The following is a 24615-nucleotide window of genomic DNA, read 5'->3' as shown; positions in this document are numbered from 1 at the left end:
GCCGGATACATTGATGCAAGACCGCATCTACCGGATCGTCGAAATCTTCTTGCTACGCACGGCCGGACCATACATTGGGTCACTCGCGTCGTTTTCGGCCCGTTCGAGGGATGTCTGGTTAGCCCTTAACAGCGGCGGAATGGCAGACATCCACCCACCGCCGCTTGGGGCCAATAGCGACTTAGAGCGGCGTCCGGCCTACCCGGTGAGCTGACGTGCGATCTTCAATCCGGGTTTCGGCCGTGGGCAAGACCGGACATGACCGCCGTCGCTTCTTCGTGCAGCCGTTATTGTTTGCGCGGATCGTCAGCAGGATAGATGTAATCGATGCCACCTGGGCCAATGAACTGAACCTGAAGTATTCCTTCCGCGCTTCCGGTCCACGCGTAATGCGGGTGTTTCGCAGGGTACACCCATAACGAGCCAGGCTTTAGGAGATCACCCTTCTTTTCGAATTTCTCACCATGACTGCTGCCGATTGCCCCGCTTATGACGGTGACAACTTCAGAATAGGGGTGAGTGTGCGGAGGCATTTGGAAATTCGCTGGAAACTTGATGCGCAAGACGACAACTTCGCCTTTCTTGCTGGGATCGCCGACCAAGGTGGCAATCTGAACGCCTTTCGGAAAGGCTGGATTATCCTTCCATACGAGCGCCTCGGGCATCAGCCGCGCCTCAGTATCTTGCGCGATTACCGGAACAGACAGCATAATCAAGCTGGTCGCGGTCAGAAGCAATTTTTTCATGAGAATCTCCCAAGCTCCATGCAGCAAGAGAACTCAAGTCGCAATGCGGCGAGCGTGAGTTTGAGATAGAAGCTGCGCGCCGCGTACAGTCGCAAGGCTATACTACCTATACGCGAACAATAAAGGCAGAGATATTGACTTACAGCCTGGCAAACGGGTTGGTGCCCGCTTCGCGTCAAAAACGCGAAGAAACTCAACCGAAGAAATCTAGTCCGCTGTGCCTCGTTAAGCGGACCTCGATGACGTAGTTCACCGCTTCGCCGACGGGCCATGTGTGGACGGCTCCGGGTTGGCAAGGTTTTCTTTACGCATGCGGCGGTAGTCGGAGCAGCCATGTGTTCGGCCTATTAGCGCGGTTCACGCGACCGCTGGCCATAATGCCCTCCGCGGATCAGGTCCCGGTCAAAAGCGCGCATTCGAAGATGCCATGGCCCAAATGGGTTGTCCTGATCGCCGGATCGACCGGCGCTGCATTACGTGCTGTTCGCCTTCCCAACCGTTACGTCACACCGGATGTCCGGCGGGATAGGCTACGCGGCGAGCGCGGCGGCGAAAGCCTGTCGCGGCGAGAGCCAGCCGCCGGTTGCCGCCACTGTGGTCGTCGCCATGCAGCACAGACAGAATCCGCGTCGCGATATGAGATGCTGATTGAGCGTCGTCATGAGTCTCTCCTGAGGATGTCCGCAAACGGTTAGGACCGCCACGGATGCGGCGTCGGCTTGCTGTTTGCGATGTGAACGATCGTCATACAGCCTGCCATCGGCCGCGCTCGCGCGGCCGATGGCTTGCGATCCGCTAACGCTTGATGAATGCCAGGAGCGGCCAGCCGTGGCTGAAAACAATGGGGCGCCACATCGGCAACGATGGCAGGAGCGTCGTCCGCCGCGATGGACTCGAATAGGCCGAGCGAAATCCTGCCCATGTTTCCATCCGCACTTGAAGCCGCGATGGCGCCGAGGCCGACCGCTGAGGGGTCGCGTCGGTTATTGTCCGGTAGCCCAGCGCGACTTCCGCATCAGATTGCTGAAGTCCCTGCGATGGAAACCAGGGTCCTTGTAGGCCATTACGTCGGCCAAACCGGTGCCTTGGGTGGTCTCAGGACGGTGCTTGAGGCTGTCGTAAAGGGCCTGGAGAAAGCCTTCCGCGAATTGTGGCGGACGCGGATAAGCCGCCTCGACCGCGCTCCGCTGCGCGGCGGTGAAGTCGTCGTAGCCGGCGCCGACAAGGTCCATGTTGGCTCCTTCGGCAAGAAGTGCAGCGATGGGGTACAGATGCGGGGAAATTCCATTTGTCGTATGCAGGGCGATTGCAAACCAGACTCTCTGGCCATCAGCTTCTGAAATGCTATGACTCCGCAAAAAATCGCGTGCGGCGTTCGCGCCGTCCACTTCATAGCGCAGGTGACTTTCCCCATAACCTGCCGTCAGCCCATAATCATGGAACATGGCCGCTACGTAGAGAAGTTCCGGGTCAAAGGTCAGACCCTTGCGCTTTCCTGCCAAGGCAGCCCAGTAATAAACGCGCATGGAGTGCTGAAACAGCAAATCGTCTTCGGTATCGCGAACGACCTGTGTTGCGTCGCGCGCCAATTTGCTCTCGGGAACTCTTATCCCCGCAACCTCATCGACGGCGCTCGGAGCCGCTTCAGCGACTTTAGGCATGACCGTTTGGGCCTCGCCGTTTGGTGCCAAGGCGGATCCGGCGACCACCAATGCGAGGGCGGCCCAGGTGAGAGTGGTATGAACCTTCATGGCGTTCTCCTTCTGTAGCCGGAGATGGCGCCTATTGGGCTGGACGTGCGCTTGCCGGGATGGTGCCGAAGCCCGCTTGTTATGGAGAAGCAGTGCTCCTGTCTCCTCGAACAGCCGACGCAGCCTGTTCAACTAGCTCCACAACAGCGTCTGGGTGCGACATCATGACGGCATGTGAGGCACCTTCAATCGTGACAGTCTTCTTCGATCCGGCGCGTTCGGCCATAAATGCCAGCAGGTTAGCGGGAATGCTGTTGTCGAGCGTTCCAAAGATGAACCAAGAGGGGATCGCTTTCCAGGCGGCGCCATGGGACACCTCCGTCATGGCGCGTTCCGCCATCGGGCGCTGCGTCAGGGCCAGCAGCCTCGCTTCGGTTTCGGAGAGGTCAGCCGCATATTGTGCTCTGAACTTGTCAGGCTGAAAGTACAGGTCCCGGGTACCGTCCGGCAGCAGAATAGGGTCCGCCGTGTTCGCCTCGACGGTGCTGCCGGGAAAGCGGCGCAACAGCGTGGCCACGCTCTCTCCTGTATCCGGCGCAAAGGCCGCCACATACACGAGCGCTTTCACCCGTTGGTTGCCGTTGGCCGCGTTGGTGATGACCGCGCCGCCGTAGGAATGACCGACGAGAATGATAGGGCCGTCAATCGTATTGAGAAAGGAAGATACGTAGGCGGCATCGTTGCTCACCCCGCGCAACGGGTTCGGGGCTGCGACCACCTTGTAGCCCTTGGCGAGCAGCAATTCGAGGACGGATTTCCAGTTGGACAGCGACTCAGCGAATGCGCCATGCACGAGAACTATGGTGATCATCCGCTGTTCAGCCATCGATTTGGCTCCGTCGATCAGTCGACGTCCGTCTCCAACGAGAGAGGGCCGGGGTGCACCGGGCGTAGGTCGCCTGGGTATTCAGTTTGCGCTGTGGAGTTTCCAAGCCCCGCGGAACATTCGCGGATTCCGCGGCTTAACGTCCTTGTCTTTTGCCGGTTCCAAAGAGGCGCTAAATTATTTTTTGAAGGGCCCGCATCCGGCTTTTTGCGTGGCGTTGCGCGTCGATCCACTCCAACTCGTCCGGCGCTGTGCCATGATGCGGCTGGCATTGGCTTCCATCACACTCGCATCCACCGCGACCCTTCGCCCTTGCGAGCCCGGCGGCCATGCACGTTGTAACCACGCGCTCGAAAATATAGTGCAGGATCTCGCTCTCCCGGAAGCAGCCGAGCCGGTTCACTGAGAATGTCGAATGGTGCGGAACCTTATCGTCGAGATCAAGCCTGCAGAACCAGCGGTAAGCAAGGTGCAGCGCTCCTGGCACAGCCGGCGCTCGTGACGAATGCCGTAGCAGTAACCGACCAGCAGCATCCGGACCATCAGCTCGGGATCGATAGAGGGTCGACCGATGCTACTGTAGAAAGGCGCCAGATCCTGCCTAACCTGTCCGACAGCAAGCAATCATGGTCATAGGCCCACGGCTCCACGGCGGCCTTTGATCTAGATCAACGGGTCGGCGCGCCACGCTCGAGCAGTTGTGGCTGTTCAGTCGCATTGACGCTGGGAACCGAGTTGAGATTGGCTTGCTCGGCTTGAAGCGTATTTGATTGTCGCGGCTCGTTTGCCGCGGCGTCCGCCCCGATTTGTGTGGGCACGAGTTTGACCAACAATGACCCCGAGGGTCATGAGCGGTCATGCTCTGACTGATCGTAAGATCTCCGTTTGGCGGTCAGAACCTGACATCTACGCGTTTGTGAGTACATGCCCCTAGTTCGGCGCAAAGCCCATCGAGTTCGAGAAAGGCAAGGCAGGTATCCTGGTGCCGTCCAAGGACAAGCTCCCCATGGTCATCAACACCCTGATCGAACCCGTTCGAGCCGGTGAGCTGGACGAGCACTTTGCTCATGCCAGCAAGCAGCGGCCGGCCTTCAAGAAGAAGGCCGCCTGACCGACCTCCAGGCCGGGTGGGCTCGGTCCAACCCGGTTTCTGGGCCTATAAAACATCCTTTGATGGTCCTGGCCCGTTTGTTTTTGGATGTTCTGGGGTGCCCGTAAGTCGTTCTAAGTATATCGCAGTCTCCCGGGTTGCGCGGTCCGAACTTTCGCCGAGTTTATCCTTGTGGCTACGAGCTAGCCTTTGTGGAGGGCAACAAACAATGACGCGGCGGCAACAATCAAAGAAATGAGCGATGTAAGCGCAGCTATACGAAGGGCTGATGACTGCTGCGTTTGCTGAGCTGGCTTGTCGGAGACGAATTGCAATAGCGAGAACAAGTCATCGGTCTCTAAAGGCGGGCGCTCTTCACCGGACTCGCCTTTTGGAGCTCGAGCGTGTCGCAGATGCAGCGAGTAAAACCGATCGCCGTGATCTCTCGATGTGCCCTGAGACTCCCGAAACAGTCCTTTGAAGGACTTGAGTACGCTGCGGACGGAGTCCACATCGTCAATTGATAGATCCTTCGCCATCCCGACTGGTTGACGAATGGCCCACTTGTTCACGGCAAGGTGGGTTACCACAGCCGTCAGTGTCTCATAGTGCTTCGCATAATCCGGTCTCATCACCCGTCTACTCCGTTCGTCTCAAACGAGTTACAACTGCTTCTCTACCCGAAGTGGAATGATATTTTTCGGGAACGGCAACTGTTGTCGGCGCGGCTTCCACAAGATCGAGCGCGGCGTAACCTATGTGGGACTTGAGATCATCGGGAAGTTTGCCGACGTACTCAAAGTCGACCCAGCCGAGTTTTTCAGAGGACCTTGTCGAAAAGCGGAACACCGATCAAGCAGATCGTACGCAAGACTGGCCATAGCAGGAAGCTGGTTGACAGGTGATCCGTGGCGAACGCCATGATGTCTTCCGGACCGGGCAGAGTTCGCCCGATCAGCACCTGCCATGGCTCGACGATCAGTGGGTTGCCGGCCGCCGAAACGGGGCTGAACTTTGGCGGCGTCTAAGGACGCGCGGCTTCCGAGGCTCGCTTCGTGTTGTCGCAGAATGGGCAACACGCAGACGGCGGGCCGAAAAGGCCGATGTCGAAAACCTTCACCGCATCCCGTCAGCGAGAACGATCGCTCGTCTGATGACGGTCGGACGGGATACGCTCTCGAAGGCAGAGACGGTCACGGTCGCGGCGATCGAAGCTGGCGTACCGACCCCGGTCGAGGCACGCGAGATCATCGCCGAATTCCACTTGATGATCCGGCGCAGAGCTGCCGCCGAGCTGTCACCTTGGATCGAGCGGGCTCGTGCCAGTCTCGTTGCCTCATTCGCCCGCGGCGCGAATGATGAAGCGGCGGTTCGGGCGGCGATTACCTTACCTTGGTCCAACGGACAGATGGAGGGGCAGATCACCCGCCTCAAACTGGTCAGGCGGCAAATGTACGGCCGCGGCAAATCGATCTGCTCCAAGCTAGGCTGATCGGCGCAGAATAGAGTTGAGCTGCACCAAGATTGCGTCAGAGCCCCATTTCAACGCCGATTGACACTTCAAATGCGAAGGGATCGAACTGTCGGTCTCGACGCTGGTGGACCAGGTCGGCGTGGCGCCTTTGCGGTCAGGCCGCTCTTTGAACTGATCGAAGCCGATGTGCTCTCCGCCGACAGGCTTCATAGCGACGACACCAAGATGCCGATCCTGGCGAAGGGGAAGGCGAACACCGGCCGGATTTGGACCTATGTCCGCGACGATCGGCCATTTGGCGGACAGCTGTTCGAGATTGAGCGTGAGATCCATGCGATGAGTGCTGAGGAGCGGCTGCGGGTCCGCCAGGAGAGAAGTGTACCATTACTAAGCGATTTTGACGCTTGGCTGCGGGCGGAACGCGCAAAGCTCTCGCGCTCGTCCAACGTGATCAAACCGATTAACTATCTGGTCAACCGGTTGGATGGCTTTGCCCGATTTGTCTATGACGGAAGGATTTGCCTGACCAACAATGCTGCGGAGCGAGTGCTACGTGGTTTTGCGCTGGGAAGAAAGGCATGGTTGTTCGCCGGCTCCGATCGCGGGGGGCAGAGCGGGCCGCTGCGATGGCGACGCTCATCATGACGGCGCATCTCAACAACATCGACCCGAAAGCTTGGCTTGCCTACGTTCTCGCACGCATCGCCGACGTGCCGCAAAGCCGGCTGCACGAGTTGTTGCCCTGGACGCCCCCCGGCGTCGGCGCTCTCCACTCAGGTGGCCTAATCATGCACGTCAACAAGGTTCATTCCGCCACCACCATCGGTCGCCTCGCCAAGGATCTTGGCGAAGACGAGGACTGGCTAGGGGACGTCGCCAATGGAATGGATCCCGAGGAGGGCCTTATCTGGGTCTTCGGTCTCGGTGACGATGGCGTCATGGCGTTCACCGACTTCCGCATCGAAAACCTGATTGAGCTCATCAGGATGCACAAGGAGAACCCCGGGCTCCTTAAGCGATGAAATCGGTGCCCGCGGCCTAGCTCGGATGGATACCGAGCAGATCGCGCATGCCGGTGATTTCGCAGAGTTCAGTAGTGAGCGCAGATCGCGGTGGTAGAGGTCCGGCCGCCTAGAAGTCGAAGGCGCAAAGAGTGTACTGAGCCAGCCTAGTTCGGCACCTCTTGCAATCGCTCGTCGCCGCCTCGGCCGCGCATGGCGCGAGACGGACGAGGAAGATACCGACGGTCGACGTCGCTGCGCCAGCTCATGGATCACCGTCGGAGCCTTCGCGGCAGCAGGAGACAGCGATTTCGTCTCGGATAGCTCGCGATCTATTCCGATTCCGCTCCCCGGAAGCTGGTGCGATATTGGACAGGGGTCACGCCAAGACGGGTGCTGAAGACGATCCTCATCCGGTCCACCGACCCGAAGCCGCAATCGAAGGCGACAGCCTTCAGCGGTCGGTCGCTTCCTTCCAGCATCATGCGAGCCGCATCAATGCGTGCGCGCTCGATAAACTCGTGCGGTGTAATCCCCGTCGCGTGCACGAAATGTCGGGCCAGATTCCGGGGACTCATGCCGACGACGGCGGCAAGCGACTCCAGCGTATGACGATGCCCGATGTTGGCCATGACATGGTCCTGGATGCGCGCGATCGGCGCTTCCGGATCGGCAGGTGCTGTGAGATACGGACTGAACTGCGACTGTCCTCCCTGGCGCTGGGCAACCACAACCAGCCGTTTGGCGACCTTGAGCGCTGTTTCCGCCCCATGCCGCTGCCGGACAAGCGCTAAGCCCAAATCTATCCCCGCAGTTACACCAGCCGCTGTGATCAGCCGTCCATCGCGGACATAGATCAAATCCGGTTCGACTTTTGCTTTCGGGAACATGGCTGCCAGCGCCTGTGCATCCTGCCAATGAGTTGTGACTCGCCGGTCGTCCAGAAGGCCGGCATAGCCAAGGACAAAAGCCCCGGTGCAGATCGATCCATAAACGCTTGAGCGCCACGGCAACTCCTTGACCCACTGAATCAGGTGCGGCGCGGGCTGCGCTTCGGCTGGTGTCGGAGCGCCAGCCACCAGAATGATCTCGAAGCCGCCCGCCGCCTCCTCGAAGGTTAGGTCGGCCACAATTCGTATGCCGTTCGACGCGCGCAGCGGGTTGCGGTGAGCAGCAACCAATACCGTTTCATAGCGGTCCGCGCTGCCAAGGAACGTATTCGCCTCGCTGAACACGTCCATCGGACCCGCCACGTCCAGGGCCTGGACCCCCTCGTAAACAACGATCGCGACTGCTTGTACTGGCACCTCTTGCTGCCTCTCCAGTCTGGCGCCGTATTATGCAGGTAGTCCGGACGTTGCAAAAGGCCCCTCGAACTGGAAAGCAACACCAACACCCCGAGCGGCACGCCGGGGATGATCGCCAAGGTCAGCCTTTTGCTGATCATGGACAGAGCGCGGCCACGCCGCTCCGGCCCATCTTGCGCGGCGGCGTATCCGCGCGCCACCGGCATGAAGCTTGTGGCGAACAGGGCAAGCGGCAGCCGAGCCGCCAACAGCCCGGCATAGCCCGGTGCTACTGCGGCGAGCAGATTGGCAATGCTGAATCCGGCCACGGAGCGGGCCAGCAGGCGGCGCCGCTTCAGCCCGGCGGTCAGCACCGCCATCACAGGGGCGCCGATGTCGTAAGCGAGCGGTGACCAGGTGACCCGCGGCCGGCAGGCCAACGTTCAAGTCTGGGGCAGCGGCCAGCAGTCCGACCATCGTAAAACCTCGGAGCCAATCGCGAAGGCACCGACGGCTTACCAGACAACCATCGCTGATGCCGGAAAAAACGTTCCCGGCAGCTCAGCTAGGCCAAGGCGCATTGCGGATCCGAGTGCATGCGTTTGGCAGGTGAAAAGTGGGGTCGTGGTCGTGAATGTAGTCGAAATTGACGGTGCCGTACGTCGTCAGAGGCTTCTTTAAGGCCGAGCAAGTCTGAACCTTGATGAAATCATTCTTGAAATTGTCACCGCGCGGAAACGCGGCGATGACCTGGTCGCGTTGCTCCGGCGTGTACTCGTCATATCCAATCCCGATGACGTCCACCAGGACACCGGCATTCGTGAGCGCGATTTCGGGCCGCATGAATTGGGGGATGCCGGGCGTGGTATGAAGGGCGATGGCTTCCCAAACCAGATCCGATTTCGGATCGGGGATGCCATGGCTCTTGAGAAATTCGCGCGCAGCGTCGGCGCCATCGACTTCGAACCGCTTTGCGTCGGTGTGATAAGCGTCGACAAGCCCCAGGTCGTGAAAGAGCGCCGCGACGTAGAGCAGCTCGGAATCGAATTTGAGATTTTGGCGGACGCCCTTCATTGCACCGAACACGAAGACGCGGACGGAGTGGTTGAACAGCAACTCGCCTTCGTGTTGCCGTGCGAGTTCCGCGGCTTCGCGCGCTATCTTGCTATCGGGAATCTTAATGCCGGAAATGATGTCAGTCATGTCGAGACTCCTGTCTCCGTGTTTGGGATCCGCGCTCTCTCTATTTCGAAGCTTCCACGAAGCATAACATATATCGCTCCGGTCACTGACGTTAGCGAACAGATGCGTTAGCCCAGGTCATAAGATAGTCCCAGATTGTCGAATTTGTTTATACAATCGCACGATGGCTACCCTCCCCATCCAGCTCGATCGCGCCAGAAGGGCCCCGCTGGCTCAAACCTGAGATCAGCGACCATCGGTATTCGACGCGCAACCGGGCGCGATTTGGGACGACAAGCACCGTCTCGTGCCGGTTCTCGCGGGAATGTAGGGGTTAGCTTCGGCGAACACGTCGACTGGTCCGGCGACGTCCAGCGTCCGGACGCCGTCATCGATCGCGATCCGACCGTTGTTGGCACAAACCGACGTGGCGTTGTCCTGATTGGAAGGTCAAGCGGCATTGTTTGGACAAGCCGCGATCGCCATAACTGATACAAGGGTCGCGCCGGCGCTCCAAGTCATGGTCCCAGCCGGCGTCGTCTGATTGAAGCGCCGAGGTCATTTGCGTGTCAATTCACGCCACGGTGGAACGTTGTCTCGATAAGGAGTGTATCCAATGCCCGAGATTGCCGGCGGCATCCGCGTTCCCGATAGCGCTATCGCGCGCGCCGCCACGCAGCTCCTTCGCGATACCGAGGACGATCTGCTCTACAATCACAGCCGCCGCGTCTTCTTCTGCGGTGCGCTCACCGCGGAGCGTCGCGGGCTGAAGTACGACGCGGAGCTACTTTACCTTGGCGCTATGTTCCACGACATGGGCCTCACCGAGAAATGGTCGAGCCCCGACCTGCGCTTCGAGGTCGACGGCGCCAATGCCGCACGCGACTTCATGAAAAGCTACGGCGCACCGGACCGTGATATCGAGGACGTCTGGGCTGCAATCGCGCTCCACACCACGCCCGGCATCCCCGAGCATATGCGCCCCACCATCGCTCTGGTGACAGCCGGTGTAGAGATGGACGTGCTCGGCATCGCCTATCACGACTTCACGCATGAACAGCGCGAGCATGTCTGCGTCCATCATCCCCGCGAGACGAACTTCAAGAAGAACATCATAGATCACTTCGCCAACGGCATTATCAAGAAACCGCTGACGACCTTCGGGAATGTGAAGGCCGACGTCCTGGCGCTGAAGGACATGAACTATGTCCGCCAGAACTTCTGCTCGATCATCCTTGGCTCAGCTTGGCCGAACTGATCTCCTCCTTGAGGAGAGAACACCAGAGCTCAAAATCAGAAGGTAAAAGACAATGCCTGAAGAAAGAGATCCGACTGCTGTTATTCCGGCGCAAGACGTTATGATTAGCGACACTTTTGTGCGCATTTCCGGTCAAGGCTTTCCATTGGTCTTCGTCCACGGATTTACAACGACAAGCGAATTCTGGAAGGAGCAGACTGAGGAGTTTGCCAAGTCGTACCGGGTCATCCGGATAAACCTGCCTGGCCACGGCCGTTCGCCTGCCCCGACCGGGCGCAGCTATCGCATCGAGGATTTCGTTGAGGACGTTGGGCGCGTCTTTCAGGCGCTCAGTGTCGACACAGCCGTCTTGATTGGACTGTCGATGGGCGGAATTATCGCTCAGGAGTTCGCAATCAACTATCCACGTCTGGTGAAGGCACTGATCCTCGTCGATACAACGGCGCACGGGACTGGCGCGGACGCAACTGCGGACGCTTTCCTCGCCGCCGTCGACAAACGAGGAGCCGAGAAAGCGTTCCAGGACTTATCGGACATTTCGTTCGGTTCGTCCGCTAGCCTCGCACTGGTCGAATGGGCGTGGCAGGAAGTCATTCAAACGCCAGAATTCGTCGCCCGGGCAGCAATCCGTTCGATAAGTGATTCTGATACCCGCAGCTTTCTTTCTAAGATCAAGCAACCCACCTTGGTGATCGCCGGTGAGGAGGATCTTGTCACGCCAACAGGCAAGTCGGAAATTCTGGCCAAGGGGATCAGCAACAGCACCCTATCCATCATTCCGAAGGCTGGTCATTTTTCGATGCTTGAGAAGCCCCGCGCGTTTAACCGCATTCTGAGGGACCTCCTCGATGAAACATCGCGCCGTTCCTCTTGGGCGCGCAAGAGGTGACTGTTCAACTTATAGTGGCTTGGGCGTTTGCGATCATCGTATGATGCAGTCGCCAAAGGCCAAGGACCTAAAGGAGTATCGACATGTCTTTGACCTCTGTCTCTCTCGTTCGAATTGAATCTGCGATGAGCACGACGGCCAGGAGCGATGCACGAATTGCTGAGACTGCGGTTAGCCATCCGAAAACAACATGCAGACGCCTAACCAAACATGTCGCCGCAGGAATGGCCATATTTGGCTGTCTCTTGTGGCCAGTAACCGGTGTCACTCAACATGCCCAGGCGACTGCAAACAAAGTTGCGGCAATCGATAATAGTCCTGCGGGACTCGGCCTGCCCGGGCGGAATGGCGCGGTCGCGCTGACATCGCACCTGCCCTGGCTGGCGCCGGTCGGCCATCGGCAACCACGAAAGATGGATGTTCCGGAGCATGAGGCATTGTCGCCGTGGGAGCGTCAACAACAACGGTTGGATGAGGAACTGGATCGGAAGCTGCTGATCTGTCGACGCTGCTGAGCGAGGTGGAATCGATTGCTCATGATGGTGTGCCGCGCTTGAATTCGGACAACAGCGCAACTTGACACTCGTTAAAATGTGGAGGCCAGGATTACAAGTACCCTTGTCGGCACGAGTTCGGGCCCGCCGGCAGTGATGATCTTCGAAATGGTTTCGAAGCCAGGCGAGGTCCTTGTGAAAGTTCACGCAGCGGGAGTCGGCTCCTGGGACGCGTCGATTAGGGCCGGGAGGAGTGCATTGCCGCAACCTCTTCCTCTCACGTTGGGCTCTGATCTGTCTGGTGAAGTCCTCTGGAGTCCGGCTCCAACATGAAGGCAGATAGCATACTTCGCCGCGAGAGCATCGTGGAAGAGAGACACCGTCGGCTAGAACTAGTGGAGTAATTTGTCTTGACGCTTTCCAACCAAAGAGACTTCCTTCCATTGGGTCTTCCCCTCGGTTCTTGGGCCTTTGCTATCCGCATTTGGATAGCGGCGATCCTCGCCCTGTATTTGAGTTTCTGGCTGCAGCTCGAAGCACCGTCCACGGCGATAGTAACGGTTGCGATCGTCGCGGAACCGACTCGCGGGCAGGCCTTGGAGAAGGCAGTCTTTCGTGTGATCGCGACCATCATCGGCGTCGCGGCTTCAATTGCCATAACGGGGCTGTTCTCCCAGACGCGGGACCTTCTCCTAATGGCGTATGCCGGTTGGATGGGCCTGTGTGTGTACGTCTCAGGATTGCTCGACGGCAATCGCGCCTATGCGGCTGTCCTCTCGGGCTACACGGTGGCGTTGCTTGCAGTTCTACAAATCGACAATCCGGGCCACGTGTTCGAGTCGGGCATGGCGCGCGGCGCGGCGATCATCGTCGGAATTGTATCCACTATGATTGTCAACGATTTGCTATCGGCACCCGAGCGTCATACGGCGCTCGCAGCACAATTGGCTGATATCCGTCGCTGGATTGGCAACTACGCGAAAGCGGCAATCCTTGGTGAGACTACGAAGCCAATAAGGTCAGCGGCCTTGCTCGCTGAAATAGCGGCGCTGCGACCGGAAATAGCGAGCTTGGCATTTGAGTCGAGCAGCGGCCCAGATAGAAGCGCAGCAGGCCATAACGCTGCAGCTGCGCTAGTGGCGGAGCTCCATGCTGCGCGGAGCCTGAATGTGCTCCCGGTGGTCGCTGATGGGGCAACATCCGAGAGGATAGTGCGCGCGCTTGAGCGTAACGAAGGCGAAATCCCGCTGCCGACCTTCGTGGGGCGTCGCGATACGCAAAGAAACGCAGGCTCGACCGCTACTCTGGCCTGGACACTCAAAGAGTTGCTTAGAAGAGATGAGCAGGTTCGCCAGAATCTTGCAGTCCTGCGCGCCGATAGACGGCCTCCATGGCATTGGCGCGCGCTGATCTATCGATCCAATCGAGTTGCCATTGAAGGTGGCATTCGGGCTGCGGTCTGGCTTGCGTTGGCGGGGATGGTCCTTGTGTACGCGGGCTGGCCCGCGGCAAGCAGCGCCCTTTCTCTTGTCGGCATCACGATCGGCCTTGGGGCGCTGACGCCCAATTCGCGCGTGGCGACAGCTTTGTCGCTGATTGCGGCACCCGTTGCCGGTATTGTGGCTGGAGTTGTCGAGTTCGTTATCCTCGATGGCGTCGACGACTTCCCGTTGCTTGCGATCGGGCTTGCTCCGCTCGTGATCGGCGCCGCGCTTCTGATAGCATCGCCAAACCGCACGCTTTCGGCTCTCGGTCGAGTGAGCCTCATATTCGCCGTAACAACGTTCTTGCCGAGCAACCCCCAGACTTATGATGCCCAGGCGTACATTTTCGCCTTCCTTTTGAATTGTGTCGCTCCGGGCTTGTTGTTGGCGACGCAATTCCTGGTTCCTCCAGTTTCGGAGGACCGCAAGAGACGCTGGTTGTTGTTGTCGGCTCGCCGAGAGTTCGCTCAATTACCGTCCGCGGAACGGCGATTTGAGCCCGAAGAGGAGATGTTTCGTGACGCTGGCCGGATCGGTCAGATCCTATCCACTGGTGCGACTACTCCGAACAACGTGGAGGCGGTCGAGGAAGCTCTTTCCTATTTCGACCAATCCTCGACCATCCGGTTGTGCGACGACAAGCTGAAGATCCTCGCCAGTCGGCCCTTGGCTCAATTGGCTGAAGAGGTACGCGTAGCATTGAGCAAGCGAGAGTCGCGGTCGCTTCGCAACGCGTCCCAGGTGTTGTACAATGCGTCACCTTCAGATCCGCTCGTGGCCGATCTCTGTGCCGCGCTCATGCTCGCGAGCTACCACATCGAGGCGGTTGCCGGACGCACTCATCTCGACGAGGCCGCATGATGACGCATACCTTCCGTGAATTGGTCATCGGCGGTGTTTTCGTTGCGCCACTCATCACCTATGCGATGGCGGCACTGTTTGTCGTGCTCCTGATTAGGCCGTTTCTGCGTTTTATCGGATTTTCGCGGATCTTTAGTAACGCGGCGATTGCCGAGCTCAGCCTCTACGCGACCGTTCTGGGGCTCGTTATGTTGTTTTTTTGAGGGAGACTTCCATGCACGCCGCCGGTCAAGACCAGACGATGGACCGCGAAGAACCGCAGCCGCCTCCCTGCTCGAAGGCGAACCAAACCGACACGTTGCCCGAACTCAAGCCGATTGGGCGCGCGGAATCCGAACAGTCTCCGGCGTATGAGCAGTATCCCGTCGTCCCTATCAAGCCGACGCGCGCCCGGCGAAGAGCGACAGCGCAGTTCGTGTGGTCGATGTCGCGGAGACTTGCGACGTTTGCGATCTTTCTGGTGTCGGTGGTCGTATCAATAATTGCATGGGACGAGTATGTTTCTGCACCTTGGACGCGCGATGGCAGCGTCCGCGTCCAGGTCGCAAGCATTGCACCTCAAGTGTCCGGCCAGATTACGCAGCTGCGGGTTACCGACAATCAGTTCGTGCACAAGGGAGACATCCTCTATCAGATCGACTCCTTTGATTTTGATGTTGCGTTGCGCACGAGCAAAGCGTTGTTGGAGCAAAGGGAAGCTGACCTGCACGTGAAGCAGGTGCAGTCCGAACGGCGGCAACGGCTATCGGATCTGGCGACCACACCAGAAGAGCAGCAAGTGTTTCAAGGCAATGCCATACAAGCGAAAGCCGCGGTCGACGCGGCGCGTCAGCAGGTTGCCCAGGCAGATATTAATCTGAAGCGAACGGAGGTCCGCAGCCCGGTCAACGGCTACGTCACGAACCTTCTGCTGCGAGTGGGCGACTACGCTAACGTGGGGGTCAGCAACATTTCGATCATCGATACCGATAGCTTCTGGGTAGATGGCTATTTCGAGGAGACCAAACTGGCGCGGGTGTGTGTTGGGGATCGCGCCGAGGCCCAGTTGATCGGTTATTCTATGCCGATCACCGGCCACGTGACGACGATTACCCGAGGCATTAGCGTGTCCAATGCGAAGGCCGGCGCTCAGGGTCTTCCCAGTGTTGACCCGGTCTACACGTGGGTACGCCTGGCGCAACGCGTCCCGGTCAGAATCGCCATCGACAAGGTACCGCCTGGCATGCCGCTCGTGTCCGGCGCGACGGCAACCGTAACGATACGTGGCGATTCTCGGGTTGAGAAGCCACCATGGTTCAAGCGCGCGAAGGCTGTCCTCACGACGAGTCTCTCCGACATGATAAATGGGGTTTCACCGCGGCCGGGCTGCATCCCGCCTTCTTAAAATAAGAATGCTGGTCATGGAGTTGCCCCAGCCCGGCAGGCGATCATTCACACCCGGCGCGAGAACCCCCGGCCGTCCTTGATCAGGCGATGAGAGCAGAAGCCTTGGGCCGCGCGATCGTGGTGTGCGCGACGTTGTAGGTCAGCGCGACCTCGCGCGTGGTCTCGCAAGCGTCCAGCCGCTTCAATGCCTCGCGGCACTGATGCGCCGTCAGCTTCGGCTTGCGACGAACACGATGCCATCGGCCTTCTCCTTGGCGCGGCCCTCGCTGGTCCGCTCCAAGATCAGGCTGCGCTCGAACTCGGCAACGCCGCCCGCGGCCTGCCCTACAGCGCGGATTACGTGTTCCTGCGCATGGGCTGCGCCAGAGCAAAGGACTGGGCCGCCGTTGCGCCGGTTCGCGCTCAGCAAGCCTGCTTGCGACTTAGCCAATTCGGTAAGGGACGTTTGCGGTTTGGCCGCTCCAGCCGCGTCACGACGTTGCTCTTGGCGGCCGCGGGCGGGCTCTCGCAATAGGCCGCCGTCGGCCATTAGCCGCCGTCGCTTCTCCCGCATGTCCCGCGGCCGTAGGCGGCCTCCACCTTGTCCGGCAGCGTATGCGCCAGCGCCATTTCGGACATCTCGTTCGGGTAGCCGGTCTGCTCCGAGCACCAGTCCTTGAAGGTCGATCTGGAGCCGTGGACGGTCAGATCCTCCCCAAAGCCCATCCCCTGCAGCAACTCGAGCATGGCCATGTTGGACAGCGGCGAGCCGTCGTCATCAGCGAAAAGGTATTCGGCCTCTTGCGGCAGGTCCTGCAGGATTGCCAGTGCTCGACCGGACAGCGGCACAATGTGGTCGCGCTTCCGGCGTCCTCGCCTGCCCTTCAAGCGTGCGGCCGGCACGGTCCAGATGCACACGGGAAGACTAAACAGGAGAGGAGCATGCGCCTCATTGGTTATGTCGTCACCTTCCTAGCTGCCACTGTACTGACCTTTGGAGCGCTTGTTGGCTTTGAGCGTCTGCTAGGGGGATCATCAAACAGGGCCCCCATGCCGATCTTGAAGCGGCCCGCAGGGATTAGGTTTACTGCGCCAAGGCAGCACCTATTGGAGCGCCGCGAAATCCGCTCGGCAAATTTCAATCCCTTGAGGGTCGGCTCATTCATGCGCTACATGGCGCCGTGGGATGTGGAAAGACTTCCCGTTGTCCCGTAGACCGTGCGCCGGTTCGTCACCGTTCCGTCCGCATGTATTCGCTGCGCTCAGATATCAACCGCACATCAGGCTCCGCACCCAAGGAATGGGAAGTTTCTAGCCGTACCGAACTGTCTCGAGGGCGCTCTGCTACAAGAACCCAGCCAATCAAGCCAAAAGCGAGTAAGAGCGGCAGCTACCGTCCAAGGATGCCGCACCATGGCGTCCTCCTTTGGCAGTCAATCCTGTAGGAAAGTAAGCACCGAAGGCTCGGTATCCCAATTCACGATCGCGCGTGTGCGAACATCGGATAGGAGTTATGAGCGCGAGGGCCCCCTAGGGCGGACGCGGAGGCTTGGTCGTGCGCATGGAAGGCGACCGCGGGCCCGTCCAGCCGTTTCCAACGATCGGCATTCCATTAATGGTGGACTGGGCTGGTGCGAAGAAAACTCCTCGGGCCAATCGATTGCTGCCATTAGGACAATATCACTGCCGGTACCGAAGGCGCACGCAAGTAACGGCAATCTGCGGCTGAGGCTGATCAAAACTATGGGCGCCTCGTGAGGGCAGTTGTACACTGACGCTCACATCGGCTTCAGGGGGCGACGAACGATGCCCACCGAGAGAGTTGAGCGCAGGCTCGCGGCCATATTGGCGGCTGATGTCGCGGGCTACAGCCGCCTAACCGGCTTGGACGAAGAGGGAACGCACGTCCGGCAAAGCGCATCTGCGTGTGCTGTTTGATCCGAAAATCGCCGAGCACAATGGTCATGTCGTCAAAAATACTGGCGATGGCCTGTTGGCTGAGTTCGCCAGCGTCGTGGATGCGGTCCGTTGCGCCGTGGACGTGCAGCGCGGCATGGCCGAGCGCAACACTAATGCGCCGCCGAATGAGCAGATGCACTTCCGTGTGGGAATTAATGTAGGGGACGTTATCAGCGATTGTGGGGATATTTTTGGCGATGGCGTGAACGTCGCGGCTCGACTGGAGGGCCTTGCCGAGCCAGGAGGTATCTGCATCTCCGGTCGAGTGTATGAGGACGCTTACGGAAAGATCGACGTCAGCTTCGAAGAGATCGGTGAGCAGTCGCTCAAAAACATTGCGAGACCGGTGCTTGTCTATCGGGTGCGGTTCCTGGGAGGAGCCGCAATCTCCGTGCGATCACCCCTGTCGCTATCTGACAAGCCATCGGTCGCCGTGCTTCCCTTTCAGAACATGAGTGGCGACCCTGAGCAGGAGTATTTTGCCGACGGAGTGGTGGAAGACATCATCACCGCACCGTCGCGCTTCAAATCGTTGTTTGTCATCGCTCGAAATTCGTCCTTCACCTATAAGGGGCGGGCTGTTGATGTGAAGCAGGTCGGACGGGAATTGGGCGTCCGCTATGTATTGGAGGGGAGCGTACGGAAAAGTGCTGATCGAGTTCGGATAACTGGCCAGTTGATTGAGGCTGCGACAAGTAATCATATATGGGCGGAGAAGTTCGACGGTGAGGTTGAAGATGTTTTCGACCTTCAGGATAAGATTACGCGAACGGTCGTCGCTTCTATTGCGCCTAGGCTTGAGCAGGCTGAGATTGCCCGTGCGAAGCAGAAGCGTACCGAGGTGCTGGATAACTATGACACCTATCTGAGAGGCATGGCGAGCTACTATAAGGGCGCCATGGTCGAAGCACGTGATTTGTTCAAGAAGGCCATTCAACTAGATCCGGATTATAGTGCGGCTTATGCAATGGCTGCTTGGACACTGCTAAGAGAGCTAGGTGACAAAGGAACGTTAACGGCAGAGAAACACATTGAAGCCATCAATCTCGCAAATGAGGCATTGGATTTGACTATTGATGACGCCTTCGCGATGGCGCGCGCAGGCCATGTCCTAAGCTACATTGGCCATCAGTACGATCGAGCTGCCTCAACCCTTGAGGAGGCCATTTCAGTTAATCCCAACCTCGCGAGCGCGTGGTATTCGCGAGGGTTTGTGGCTCTGATGTGCGGTGAAGCGCAGCGCGCCTTGGACAGCTTTGAGATGGCGCTGAAGTTGAGCCCGATCGATCCACTTCGTGCGAGGGCGTGGAACGGACAATCCTTTGCGCTGTTTCATCTGTGCCGATATGAGGAAGGATTGATCAATGCGAGAAAGGCGTTGCAGGCTGGCCCAAGTGTTCACTCACTCTCTGCATCTATCCTAAATTGTGTTGGCGCTAATCGCCTCGAGGAAGCCAAACAGCAGGTCGCGCGTCTGTTGGAGATGCAAACCGATTTCACCGTTGCGCACGCGATGCAAACATTCCCGACCGGCTCTGAGGCTTACCGGATGCGGATAGCTTCTGCTTTGGAAGAGGCGGGGATGCCAGCGTAATGTTCGCATTGTGTTTGGCCTTCACAGCGCCCAGCGACGACGTGCTGCCGCTATCGCAACGGGACGCACCGCCGCATCAAAGGTCCTCCAGCTCCCTTCCGCGGCTCGGCCGCGGAAGTCTTGTCGACGCGTGGTCGACCTTGCCTGCGTAGATAAGGTCATTGTCCCTGCGGCGACCGATAGATCTGCCGGCACTGCGGCCACTTGTTAGCCTAGATCACTTTGTTGATCTCCATGATCTTGCGGGCGTCCGTGGGATCGCCATAGTACGGTGAGCGGCATACTTCATGCGCCAATCTTGTCTTCCTGGTTTTCGCCGCGCATCACGATGCGCACCGCATCAACTGGCAACGGCCGCTGAAACGTCTTCGCCTCATCCCAAGCGCACATCCACACATCGCGCTCTTCCTCGATCGTTAGGATCGCGGGGTCGTCTTGGCTGAATGGTCTGGTGACTGCGTTCGGTGCCGTAGTCAAGAAGCCGGTAGACCAAATGTCGGCCTCGACTTGGCGCGAGGGTCGCCCGTCGTTGCAGTGGGACGCTACATCCGAGCGGTTGGCCCCATCCGCTCGGCGCGATCACTTTCATGGTGAGCGTTGGAAGGCCGACGCGCGCCGGCCGACCCGTAGCCCCAGGGCCGCCCGCCGTATCCATAAGGTCTGTAGAAGCGGGCGGCTCCAGGTTCCTGGATCGCTTGCCAACCGTAGTCGACGTATGCCGGATAATAGCTGTCGGCGGGATAGTCGCCGCCGTAATACGGGCCAGGGTAGTAGCCGCCGTAGTACGGGCCGCCATAATAGCCATAGGCGCCGCTCGCGATCGCGCCACCGATTAGGGCTCCAGCTAACGCGCCTGCTCCCCAACCCCAACCTCGAGGACGCCAGCCTCCGAAACCTCTGTAGCCCCATCCGGCGCCGCGCCAGCCACCCCACCGGATCTGGATCGAATTGTCGACAACCATTGATTTCATGCTTGTCACGTTGGTCGGCAAAGGAGCCGCATAGAGCGTCGCGACGTTGCCGGCCATCACGGCTCCGGCAAATCCGCCTACCACTGCCGTTCTGAGGGTGCGCATGTTCTCCTCCGTCAGCTGTTAGGAGAGACCCGCAGGCTAGGACAGCCTTGGGCAAACGCAAGATGGCGCGGCGACGCGCCTACTCCTTCCAGCTTACGGGCTTCGCACCAATCATCCTCCCCGGATACGCGGCCCGGCGTCCCGTCGTCGCGGGTGATTACCGCCTCGCCGTCGATCAGAAGCCAATAAATGCCTCTTCGCGTTAACCCTCAACCTACGCTGGTGTGGTAATGCCCGCTTGGGGAAAAACGCTAATGGCCAGAAAGACAGTTAAATTCGATCCCGGCGATGGCCTGATCGTCGGCAAGGTTGGTCCGTGGGCGACGGAGAAGCACGACCGTCTGCGGAGGTACATTCAAGCGTCGCGCGGCGCACGCGCCAGGTTCTTGCGACCCAAGGGCACGGGTGGCGCGAGCTACATCGAGTTGTATTCGGGCGCTGGCCGATCACTCATCACAAGCACAAATCAGATTATAGATGGAAGCTCCGTGGTGGCGTTCAAGGCTGGACAAGCGAACGGTCATCCCTTTTCCGAGATGCACCTGTCTGATCTAGAGGCGAGAAACTCATCCGCGCTCGCGCAGCGCATCAAGGCTCTAGGCGGAGCTGCGATAACCTATATCGGCGATGCGAATATCGTGGTTGATCAGGTTATGAACGCGATCAATCCTTGTGGACTTCATCTTGCGTTTCTAGACCCCTTCAATCTCGCGCAACTGCCGTTTTCGATCATTGAGAGAATGTTGCGGGTGCAGCGGATGGACATGATCATCCACGTCAGCTTGCAGGATTTGCAGCGCAACCTCGATGAATATTCGCGCGTCGGTGGAACGCTCGACATTTTTGCGCCGGGATGGCGTGATGCAGTGAGCGTGAAGCAATTAATGGCTGCTCTGCGGGCTGCGCTTATTGAATATTGGCTTGAGGCGATCCGTTCATTGGGAACGCGCCCCGCAACGGGCATACCGCTGATCGTTGGCGAGAAGAACCAGCGTCTCTATTGGTTGGTGTTCCTGAGTTCAAATCCGCTCGGACAGAAGCTGTGGAACGACGTACAGAACTTGAGCGGACAGGGATCGCTTCTCTGAGGAAACTGTGATGGCTGACACCTCGATCGAATGGACCGACGCAACGTGGAACCCGGTCGCAGGCTGCACGGTGATCTCTCCCGGTTGCACGAATTGCTACGCGATGCGGATGGCGGCCCGGCTCGATGCGATGGGCGTTAAGAAATATCGCGGGCTTACCCGCAAGAGCGGCAAGCGAGCGGTCTGGATCGGCAAAGTCAGGCTCGATCGGGAGGCGCTGAACATCCCGGCGGGCTGGAAAAAGCCGCGCCGGATTTTTGTGAACTCGATGTCGGACCTGTTTCACGACGCCGTGCCAGCAGGGTTCGTTTCCTGTGTCTGGGATGCCATGAAGGCAACACCGCAGCACACCTATCAAATTCTGACGAAGCGACCGGATCGGATGGCGGAGATCACCGCGTCGTTGCCAGTGCTGCCGAACGTATGGCTCGGCACAAGCATCGAAAGCGCCGACTATCTCGGGCGCATTGACGGTCTGCGCAAGGTGAATGCTGCCGTCAGGTTCGTTTCGTTCGAGCCCTTGCTCGGGTCGGTGGCTCGGGCCGATCTGACGGGCATCCAGTGGGCAATCGTCGGCGGCGAGAGCGGCCCCCGTTCGCGTCCGATGGCCGAGCAGTGGGTCGCGGAGGTTGAGGCCGCATGTCGCAAGGCAAGGACGGCCTTTTTCTTCAAGCAGTGGGGCGGCGTTCGCAAAAAGAGCACTGGCAGGCGCTATCGCGGGCGCACGTTCGATGAGATGCCGCGCGCCGTCGCGACGTCCTGATCCGTGCTAAAGCGCAAGGGCAGTTCTTTCTCGGGGGGAAGATCACGGTCGCTCAAGCCGCCGCCGCGCGATCCTCTTTGTCGGCCCCGCGCGCATGACGATCCTGGGCGCGTCGTCAGGCCATGGCGGTTGCAGTGCCCTCACTTCATCCCACGGTGCGCGCATCCAAACGTCCCGCTCTTCGTCCGTGGTCAGGATCACCGGCATCGCCTTGGGGTGGATGGGCTTGACCACGGCGTTCGGCGATGTCGTGAGAAAACCATAGACCTGATGTGGCCCCGGCACCGGCTTCGACTTCGTGCCGCGATCCCCATTGAACGTCGTCCAGATACCAGCGAAGGCGAACAGCGGCCGGTCAGTGTTGAGCGCAAACCAGACCACATCCTTTTTGTTGGTCTCCGGGTTCGGCTCCGGCGCGTACTCGGTGAAACCGTTGGCCGGGACGAAGCACCGGTTCTCCGGCTTCAGCCAGCCTCGCCAGTGTGGCGATGACGTGTTGCAGACGTTGGTGATCGGCGGGCCGCGCGTGCGCGGTGGTGGCGGCATGCCCCCAGCGCATCGTTGTTGGCGCGCATCCATCGCCGGCACTGCGGACAGTCGGCGCGGCGTAGTCCGGCAACACCCCTATAGGCGACATCATCCGCTATGATGCGACGGACGGAATGTTTGTCGACTCATCGGTCAGATCCAGCGCCGCGAGCCGGTTCAGGCTGCCAAGCTGCCGTGCCGGGTCCGCCGAGTCGTCCAGTTCGGCAAGGGAGCCGAGCAGCCGCCGATAGGCTCGCTCGGCAACCGCGGACGGCAGCGGCGCTTCGTCGAATTCCTCGATATACTTGCCGACGATGCCATCAAGCAGGGCGCACATCGCCCGTTGCTCGGGGTGATCAGCGGCAAGCCGCGAAAGTTTGTGCTGGAGGGCTTTGAAGGTCTTGAGACCTGGATGCTGGCCCGAAAGCCAAGCGTATAATTCCTTCATGGACAGCTCCTTAACTAGGAAGAAGCTGCAAACTTGTACATGAGCGGACGACGCTCGAATAGCGGCTTTAGGTACAGGGGCCGTGCGAATTCGCAAGTTGGAATGGCGGCCCGAAATGGCGGCTATTGGAACTTTGCCGCTGCGTTCGCGGTCGTGGTGCTGCTGCAGCCCTCCTCGCGAGAGCACTTTGAAGCCAGCGCGGAACCCGAAACCCTTCACGGTCTATCAGCCGGTCCCCGGTCAGAACCCGCGGCCGCTTTTCACCATCTACGCCCGTTCAGCCGAAGCCGCCCGCGCGCTCGCCGCCGCTATGATCGGGGGCAAGACCATCATCGTCGGCCCGCTCTCGAAGGGGGAATGCCAGTGATCCCGCCGATCAAGCACAATCTCAACGCGATGACCTGTCTGTCCGCGCTACAGAAGGCGATCAGGCGCAGCATGGAACGCGAGGCAATGGAGTTCGCCGTTGAACTCATCCACACGTCCAAAGCCTTTCACACCCAGGTCTGCAATCGCCTTGAAGTCATCTGCCATGAAGACCTCGACACGCCGGCAGCGCCGCATGTCTTTCCATTCGTCGCCGCATCGCTCGCGGCGTCGAGGGAGCGGTACAGCAAGAGCATTGGCGAAGCCCGGCTGATGGTGGGCAATGCGATCTGCATGATGTGCCGGTCGCCCAAGTCGCGGGCTGGCTGCCACTTCGCTGTGGCCATCGGCCTTCGATCGATGCTGGAGAATTTCGTTCCGACAATCCCCGACTCGGCCAATGATCAGCACACACTGGCAGGCCGCAAGCAGGGCCGTGGCCTCGATCACTTCCGCAAAGAGGGCGCGAGGCTGGTACCGAGCCAAGAGCACCGGACCGTACATCGAGGAAGCCTACCGGCTGTGGGCGCTGAAGCAGCAGGGCAAGTAAACGGCGTGCGTCCCGCACTGTGCCGGGGCTAAGCCCCATCATCGTGCCAGAATGCGAGATTTGGACGATCGGACATGTGCTTCGGACCCTCCGATTGAGCTGGTGTCCTAGTCTTGGGACAGGAGAACGCGGTCGCATCGTCGGTAGGGATCGCACGCTCGACATCATCCGCCACAGGATGGAGATCTTCGGGCTGTTTCGGATGCTGCGAGCGGCGATGGACGACGAGAAGATCGTGGAGACGTGGATGAACCGCGCCAAGTTTGGTGGCCGCAACCGATTGCATGGACCAGATCCCTACAATGGTTCGGTCGCGAACACGATCCTGCGAGCCGACTGGTGCGGTGTCGCTGCAATGCACACAACTCAGACAGCAAAGCTGACCCACCAAAAAGAGACGAAAGGGGAATAACCATGCTTTCACCCCGTGAGCATGAGCAGTTGTGTTTGCTCGCGGCAGACCGCGCGAACGAAGCGATTACCTCGGTCACCCGGATGTTGGACGACGACGAGCAGGCGCTGCGGTTGACAATCAT

At 59.4% G+C, this 24615-nt stretch carries 25 protein-coding genes and 6 pseudogenes; 17 read left to right on the top strand and 14 right to left on the bottom strand.

Annotation, left to right across the window (positions count from 1 at the left end):
• Positions 1–214: hypothetical protein (locus tag ACZXDY_RS39140; protein ID WP_464349171.1), on the top strand; the 214-nt coding region annotated here is incomplete at its 5' end.
• A gap of 73 nt (positions 215–287) precedes the next feature.
• Here the strand turns inward: ACZXDY_RS39140 and ACZXDY_RS39135 are convergent.
• From ACZXDY_RS39135 to ACZXDY_RS39105, 7 genes and pseudogenes are all read right to left on the bottom strand, one after another.
• Entirely contained in the window at positions 288–746 is a 459-nt protein-coding gene (locus ACZXDY_RS39135; protein ID WP_464349170.1) for a cupin domain-containing protein, read from the bottom strand.
• A gap of 542 nt (positions 747–1288) precedes the next feature.
• Positions 1289–1408: pseudogene (locus ACZXDY_RS39130) on the bottom strand (MBL fold metallo-hydrolase); the annotation flags it as partial.
• Positions 1409–1437: 29 nt separating this feature from the next.
• Positions 1438–1668, bottom strand: a complete 231-nt coding sequence (locus ACZXDY_RS39125; RefSeq protein WP_464349169.1) for a hypothetical protein — start codon at positions 1666–1668, stop codon at positions 1438–1440.
• Positions 1669–1729: 61 nt separating this feature from the next.
• Positions 1730–2497, bottom strand: a complete 768-nt coding sequence (locus ACZXDY_RS39120; protein WP_464349168.1) for an HD domain-containing protein — start codon at positions 2495–2497, stop codon at positions 1730–1732.
• A 79-nt stretch (positions 2498–2576) separates the two neighbouring features.
• Positions 2577–3323, bottom strand: coding sequence for an alpha/beta fold hydrolase (locus tag ACZXDY_RS39115; RefSeq protein WP_464349167.1), 747 nt, complete (start codon positions 3321–3323; stop codon positions 2577–2579).
• A gap of 261 nt (positions 3324–3584) precedes the next feature.
• Positions 3585–3929, bottom strand: a pseudogene (locus ACZXDY_RS39110) (transposase); the annotation flags it as partial.
• A 687-nt stretch (positions 3930–4616) separates the two neighbouring features.
• Positions 4617–5045, bottom strand: a complete 429-nt coding sequence (locus ACZXDY_RS39105; RefSeq protein WP_464349166.1) for a hypothetical protein — start codon at positions 5043–5045, stop codon at positions 4617–4619.
• Positions 5046–5237: 192 nt separating this feature from the next.
• On the opposite strand from ACZXDY_RS39105, the pseudogene ACZXDY_RS39100 reads away from it, so the two are divergent.
• The 3 genes and pseudogenes from ACZXDY_RS39100 to ACZXDY_RS39090 form a co-directional block, all read left to right on the top strand.
• A pseudogene (locus ACZXDY_RS39100) lies at positions 5238–5919 on the top strand (transposase); the annotation flags it as partial.
• Between the two features lie 53 nt (positions 5920–5972).
• Positions 5973–6633: pseudogene (locus ACZXDY_RS39095) on the top strand (IS66 family transposase); the annotation flags it as partial.
• Positions 6634–6675: 42 nt separating this feature from the next.
• The gene (locus ACZXDY_RS39090) at positions 6676–6909 is read left to right on the top strand and encodes a hypothetical protein (RefSeq protein ID WP_464349173.1); all 234 of its coding nucleotides are present in this window, start codon (positions 6676–6678) and stop codon (positions 6907–6909) included.
• 311 nt (positions 6910–7220) lie between these two features.
• On the opposite strand, the gene ACZXDY_RS39085 is transcribed toward ACZXDY_RS39090, so the two are convergent.
• Both ACZXDY_RS39085 and ACZXDY_RS39080 read right to left on the bottom strand, forming a co-directional pair.
• The gene (locus tag ACZXDY_RS39085; RefSeq protein ID WP_464349165.1) at positions 7221–8195 is read right to left on the bottom strand and encodes a GlxA family transcriptional regulator; all 975 of its coding nucleotides are present in this window, start codon (positions 8193–8195) and stop codon (positions 7221–7223) included.
• A 540-nt stretch (positions 8196–8735) separates the two neighbouring features.
• Entirely contained in the window at positions 8736–9377 is a 642-nt protein-coding gene (locus ACZXDY_RS39080) for an HD domain-containing protein (RefSeq protein WP_464349164.1), read from the bottom strand.
• A 595-nt stretch (positions 9378–9972) separates the two neighbouring features.
• On the opposite strand from ACZXDY_RS39080, the gene ACZXDY_RS39075 reads away from it, so the two are divergent.
• The 7 genes and pseudogenes from ACZXDY_RS39075 to ACZXDY_RS39045 all read left to right on the top strand — a co-directional run bounded on the left by ACZXDY_RS39075 (position 9973) and on the right by ACZXDY_RS39045 (position 15726).
• Positions 9973–10614 carry an HD domain-containing protein gene (locus tag ACZXDY_RS39075; RefSeq protein ID WP_464349163.1) on the top strand — a complete coding sequence of 214 codons (642 nt, stop codon included), beginning with the start codon at positions 9973–9975 and terminating at the stop codon, positions 10612–10614.
• A gap of 52 nt (positions 10615–10666) precedes the next feature.
• A complete protein-coding gene (locus ACZXDY_RS39070) occupies positions 10667–11503 on the top strand; it encodes an alpha/beta fold hydrolase (RefSeq protein WP_464349162.1) in 837 nt (278 codons plus the stop codon).
• An 83-nt stretch (positions 11504–11586) separates the two neighbouring features.
• Positions 11587–12018 (top strand): hypothetical protein, encoded by a 432-nt coding sequence (locus ACZXDY_RS39065; protein WP_464349161.1) that lies wholly within the window; start codon positions 11587–11589, stop codon positions 12016–12018.
• A gap of 135 nt (positions 12019–12153) precedes the next feature.
• A pseudogene (locus ACZXDY_RS39060) lies at positions 12154–12309 on the top strand (alcohol dehydrogenase catalytic domain-containing protein); the annotation flags it as partial.
• A 98-nt stretch (positions 12310–12407) separates the two neighbouring features.
• Positions 12408–14342, top strand: coding sequence for an FUSC family protein (locus tag ACZXDY_RS39055; RefSeq protein ID WP_464349160.1), 1935 nt, complete (start codon positions 12408–12410; stop codon positions 14340–14342).
• Positions 14339–14545: a DUF1656 domain-containing protein gene (locus tag ACZXDY_RS39050; RefSeq protein ID WP_464349159.1), complete on the top strand. Its 207-nt coding sequence runs from the start codon at positions 14339–14341 to the stop codon at positions 14543–14545. Before ACZXDY_RS39055 ends, ACZXDY_RS39050 begins: the two co-directional genes overlap by 4 nt.
• A 221-nt stretch (positions 14546–14766) precedes the next feature.
• The gene (locus ACZXDY_RS39045; RefSeq protein WP_464349172.1) at positions 14767–15726 is read left to right on the top strand and encodes an efflux RND transporter periplasmic adaptor subunit; all 960 of its coding nucleotides are present in this window, start codon (positions 14767–14769) and stop codon (positions 15724–15726) included.
• A gap of 210 nt (positions 15727–15936) precedes the next feature.
• Here ACZXDY_RS39045 and ACZXDY_RS39040 read toward each other — a convergent pair whose 3' ends face one another.
• Complete coding sequence (locus ACZXDY_RS39040; RefSeq protein ID WP_464349158.1) at positions 15937–16257, bottom strand: hypothetical protein; 321 nt, start codon at positions 16255–16257, stop codon at positions 15937–15939.
• The gene (locus tag ACZXDY_RS39035) at positions 16257–16610 is read right to left on the bottom strand and encodes a tyrosine-type recombinase/integrase (protein ID WP_464349157.1); all 354 of its coding nucleotides are present in this window, start codon (positions 16608–16610) and stop codon (positions 16257–16259) included. The genes ACZXDY_RS39040 and ACZXDY_RS39035 overlap by 1 nt, the downstream gene beginning before the upstream one ends.
• Before the next feature lie 1024 nt (positions 16611–17634).
• Between ACZXDY_RS39035 and ACZXDY_RS39030 the strand changes: the two genes are divergently transcribed.
• Positions 17635–19260, top strand: a complete 1626-nt coding sequence (locus tag ACZXDY_RS39030) for an adenylate/guanylate cyclase domain-containing protein (protein WP_464349156.1) — start codon at positions 17635–17637, stop codon at positions 19258–19260.
• Between the two features lie 542 nt (positions 19261–19802).
• Here the strand turns inward: ACZXDY_RS39030 and ACZXDY_RS39025 are convergent.
• Positions 19803–20336, bottom strand: a complete 534-nt coding sequence (locus ACZXDY_RS39025; protein WP_464349155.1) for a hypothetical protein — start codon at positions 20334–20336, stop codon at positions 19803–19805.
• A gap of 254 nt (positions 20337–20590) precedes the next feature.
• Between ACZXDY_RS39025 and tcmP the strand changes: the two genes are divergently transcribed.
• Both tcmP and ACZXDY_RS39015 read left to right on the top strand, forming a co-directional pair.
• On the top strand, positions 20591–21424 hold the full coding sequence (gene tcmP, locus ACZXDY_RS39020) for a three-Cys-motif partner protein TcmP (protein ID WP_464349154.1): 834 nt from the start codon (positions 20591–20593) through the stop codon (positions 21422–21424).
• A 10-nt stretch (positions 21425–21434) separates the two neighbouring features.
• Complete coding sequence (locus ACZXDY_RS39015; protein ID WP_464349153.1) at positions 21435–22187, top strand: DUF5131 family protein; 753 nt, start codon at positions 21435–21437, stop codon at positions 22185–22187.
• 52 nt (positions 22188–22239) lie between these two features.
• On the opposite strand, the pseudogene ACZXDY_RS39010 reads toward ACZXDY_RS39015, so the two are convergent.
• Together ACZXDY_RS39010 and ACZXDY_RS39005 are read right to left on the bottom strand one after the other, a co-directional pair.
• A pseudogene (locus ACZXDY_RS39010) lies at positions 22240–22827 on the bottom strand (SOS response-associated peptidase family protein).
• A gap of 3 nt (positions 22828–22830) precedes the next feature.
• Positions 22831–23163, bottom strand: coding sequence for a hypothetical protein (locus tag ACZXDY_RS39005; RefSeq protein ID WP_464349152.1), 333 nt, complete (start codon positions 23161–23163; stop codon positions 22831–22833).
• 187 nt (positions 23164–23350) lie between these two features.
• Here ACZXDY_RS39005 and ACZXDY_RS39000 point away from each other — a divergent pair, with 187 nt between their 5' ends.
• The 3 genes from ACZXDY_RS39000 to ACZXDY_RS38990 all read left to right on the top strand — a co-directional run bounded on the left by ACZXDY_RS39000 (position 23351) and on the right by ACZXDY_RS38990 (position 24491).
• On the top strand, positions 23351–23530 hold the full coding sequence (locus ACZXDY_RS39000) for a hypothetical protein (RefSeq protein ID WP_464349151.1): 180 nt from the start codon (positions 23351–23353) through the stop codon (positions 23528–23530).
• Positions 23521–24111 (top strand): hypothetical protein, encoded by a 591-nt coding sequence (locus ACZXDY_RS38995; RefSeq protein ID WP_464349150.1) that lies wholly within the window; start codon positions 23521–23523, stop codon positions 24109–24111. Before ACZXDY_RS39000 ends, ACZXDY_RS38995 begins: the two co-directional genes overlap by 10 nt.
• Positions 24112–24296: 185 nt before the next feature.
• The gene (locus tag ACZXDY_RS38990) at positions 24297–24491 is read left to right on the top strand and encodes a hypothetical protein (protein ID WP_464349149.1); all 195 of its coding nucleotides are present in this window, start codon (positions 24297–24299) and stop codon (positions 24489–24491) included.
• The last annotated feature ends 124 nt before the right edge of the window (positions 24492–24615 follow it).

The sequence above is a fragment of the Bradyrhizobium sp. LeoB3 genome, from assembly GCF_055456055.1.
This window is presented reverse-complemented; position numbering and strand designations above follow the sequence as displayed.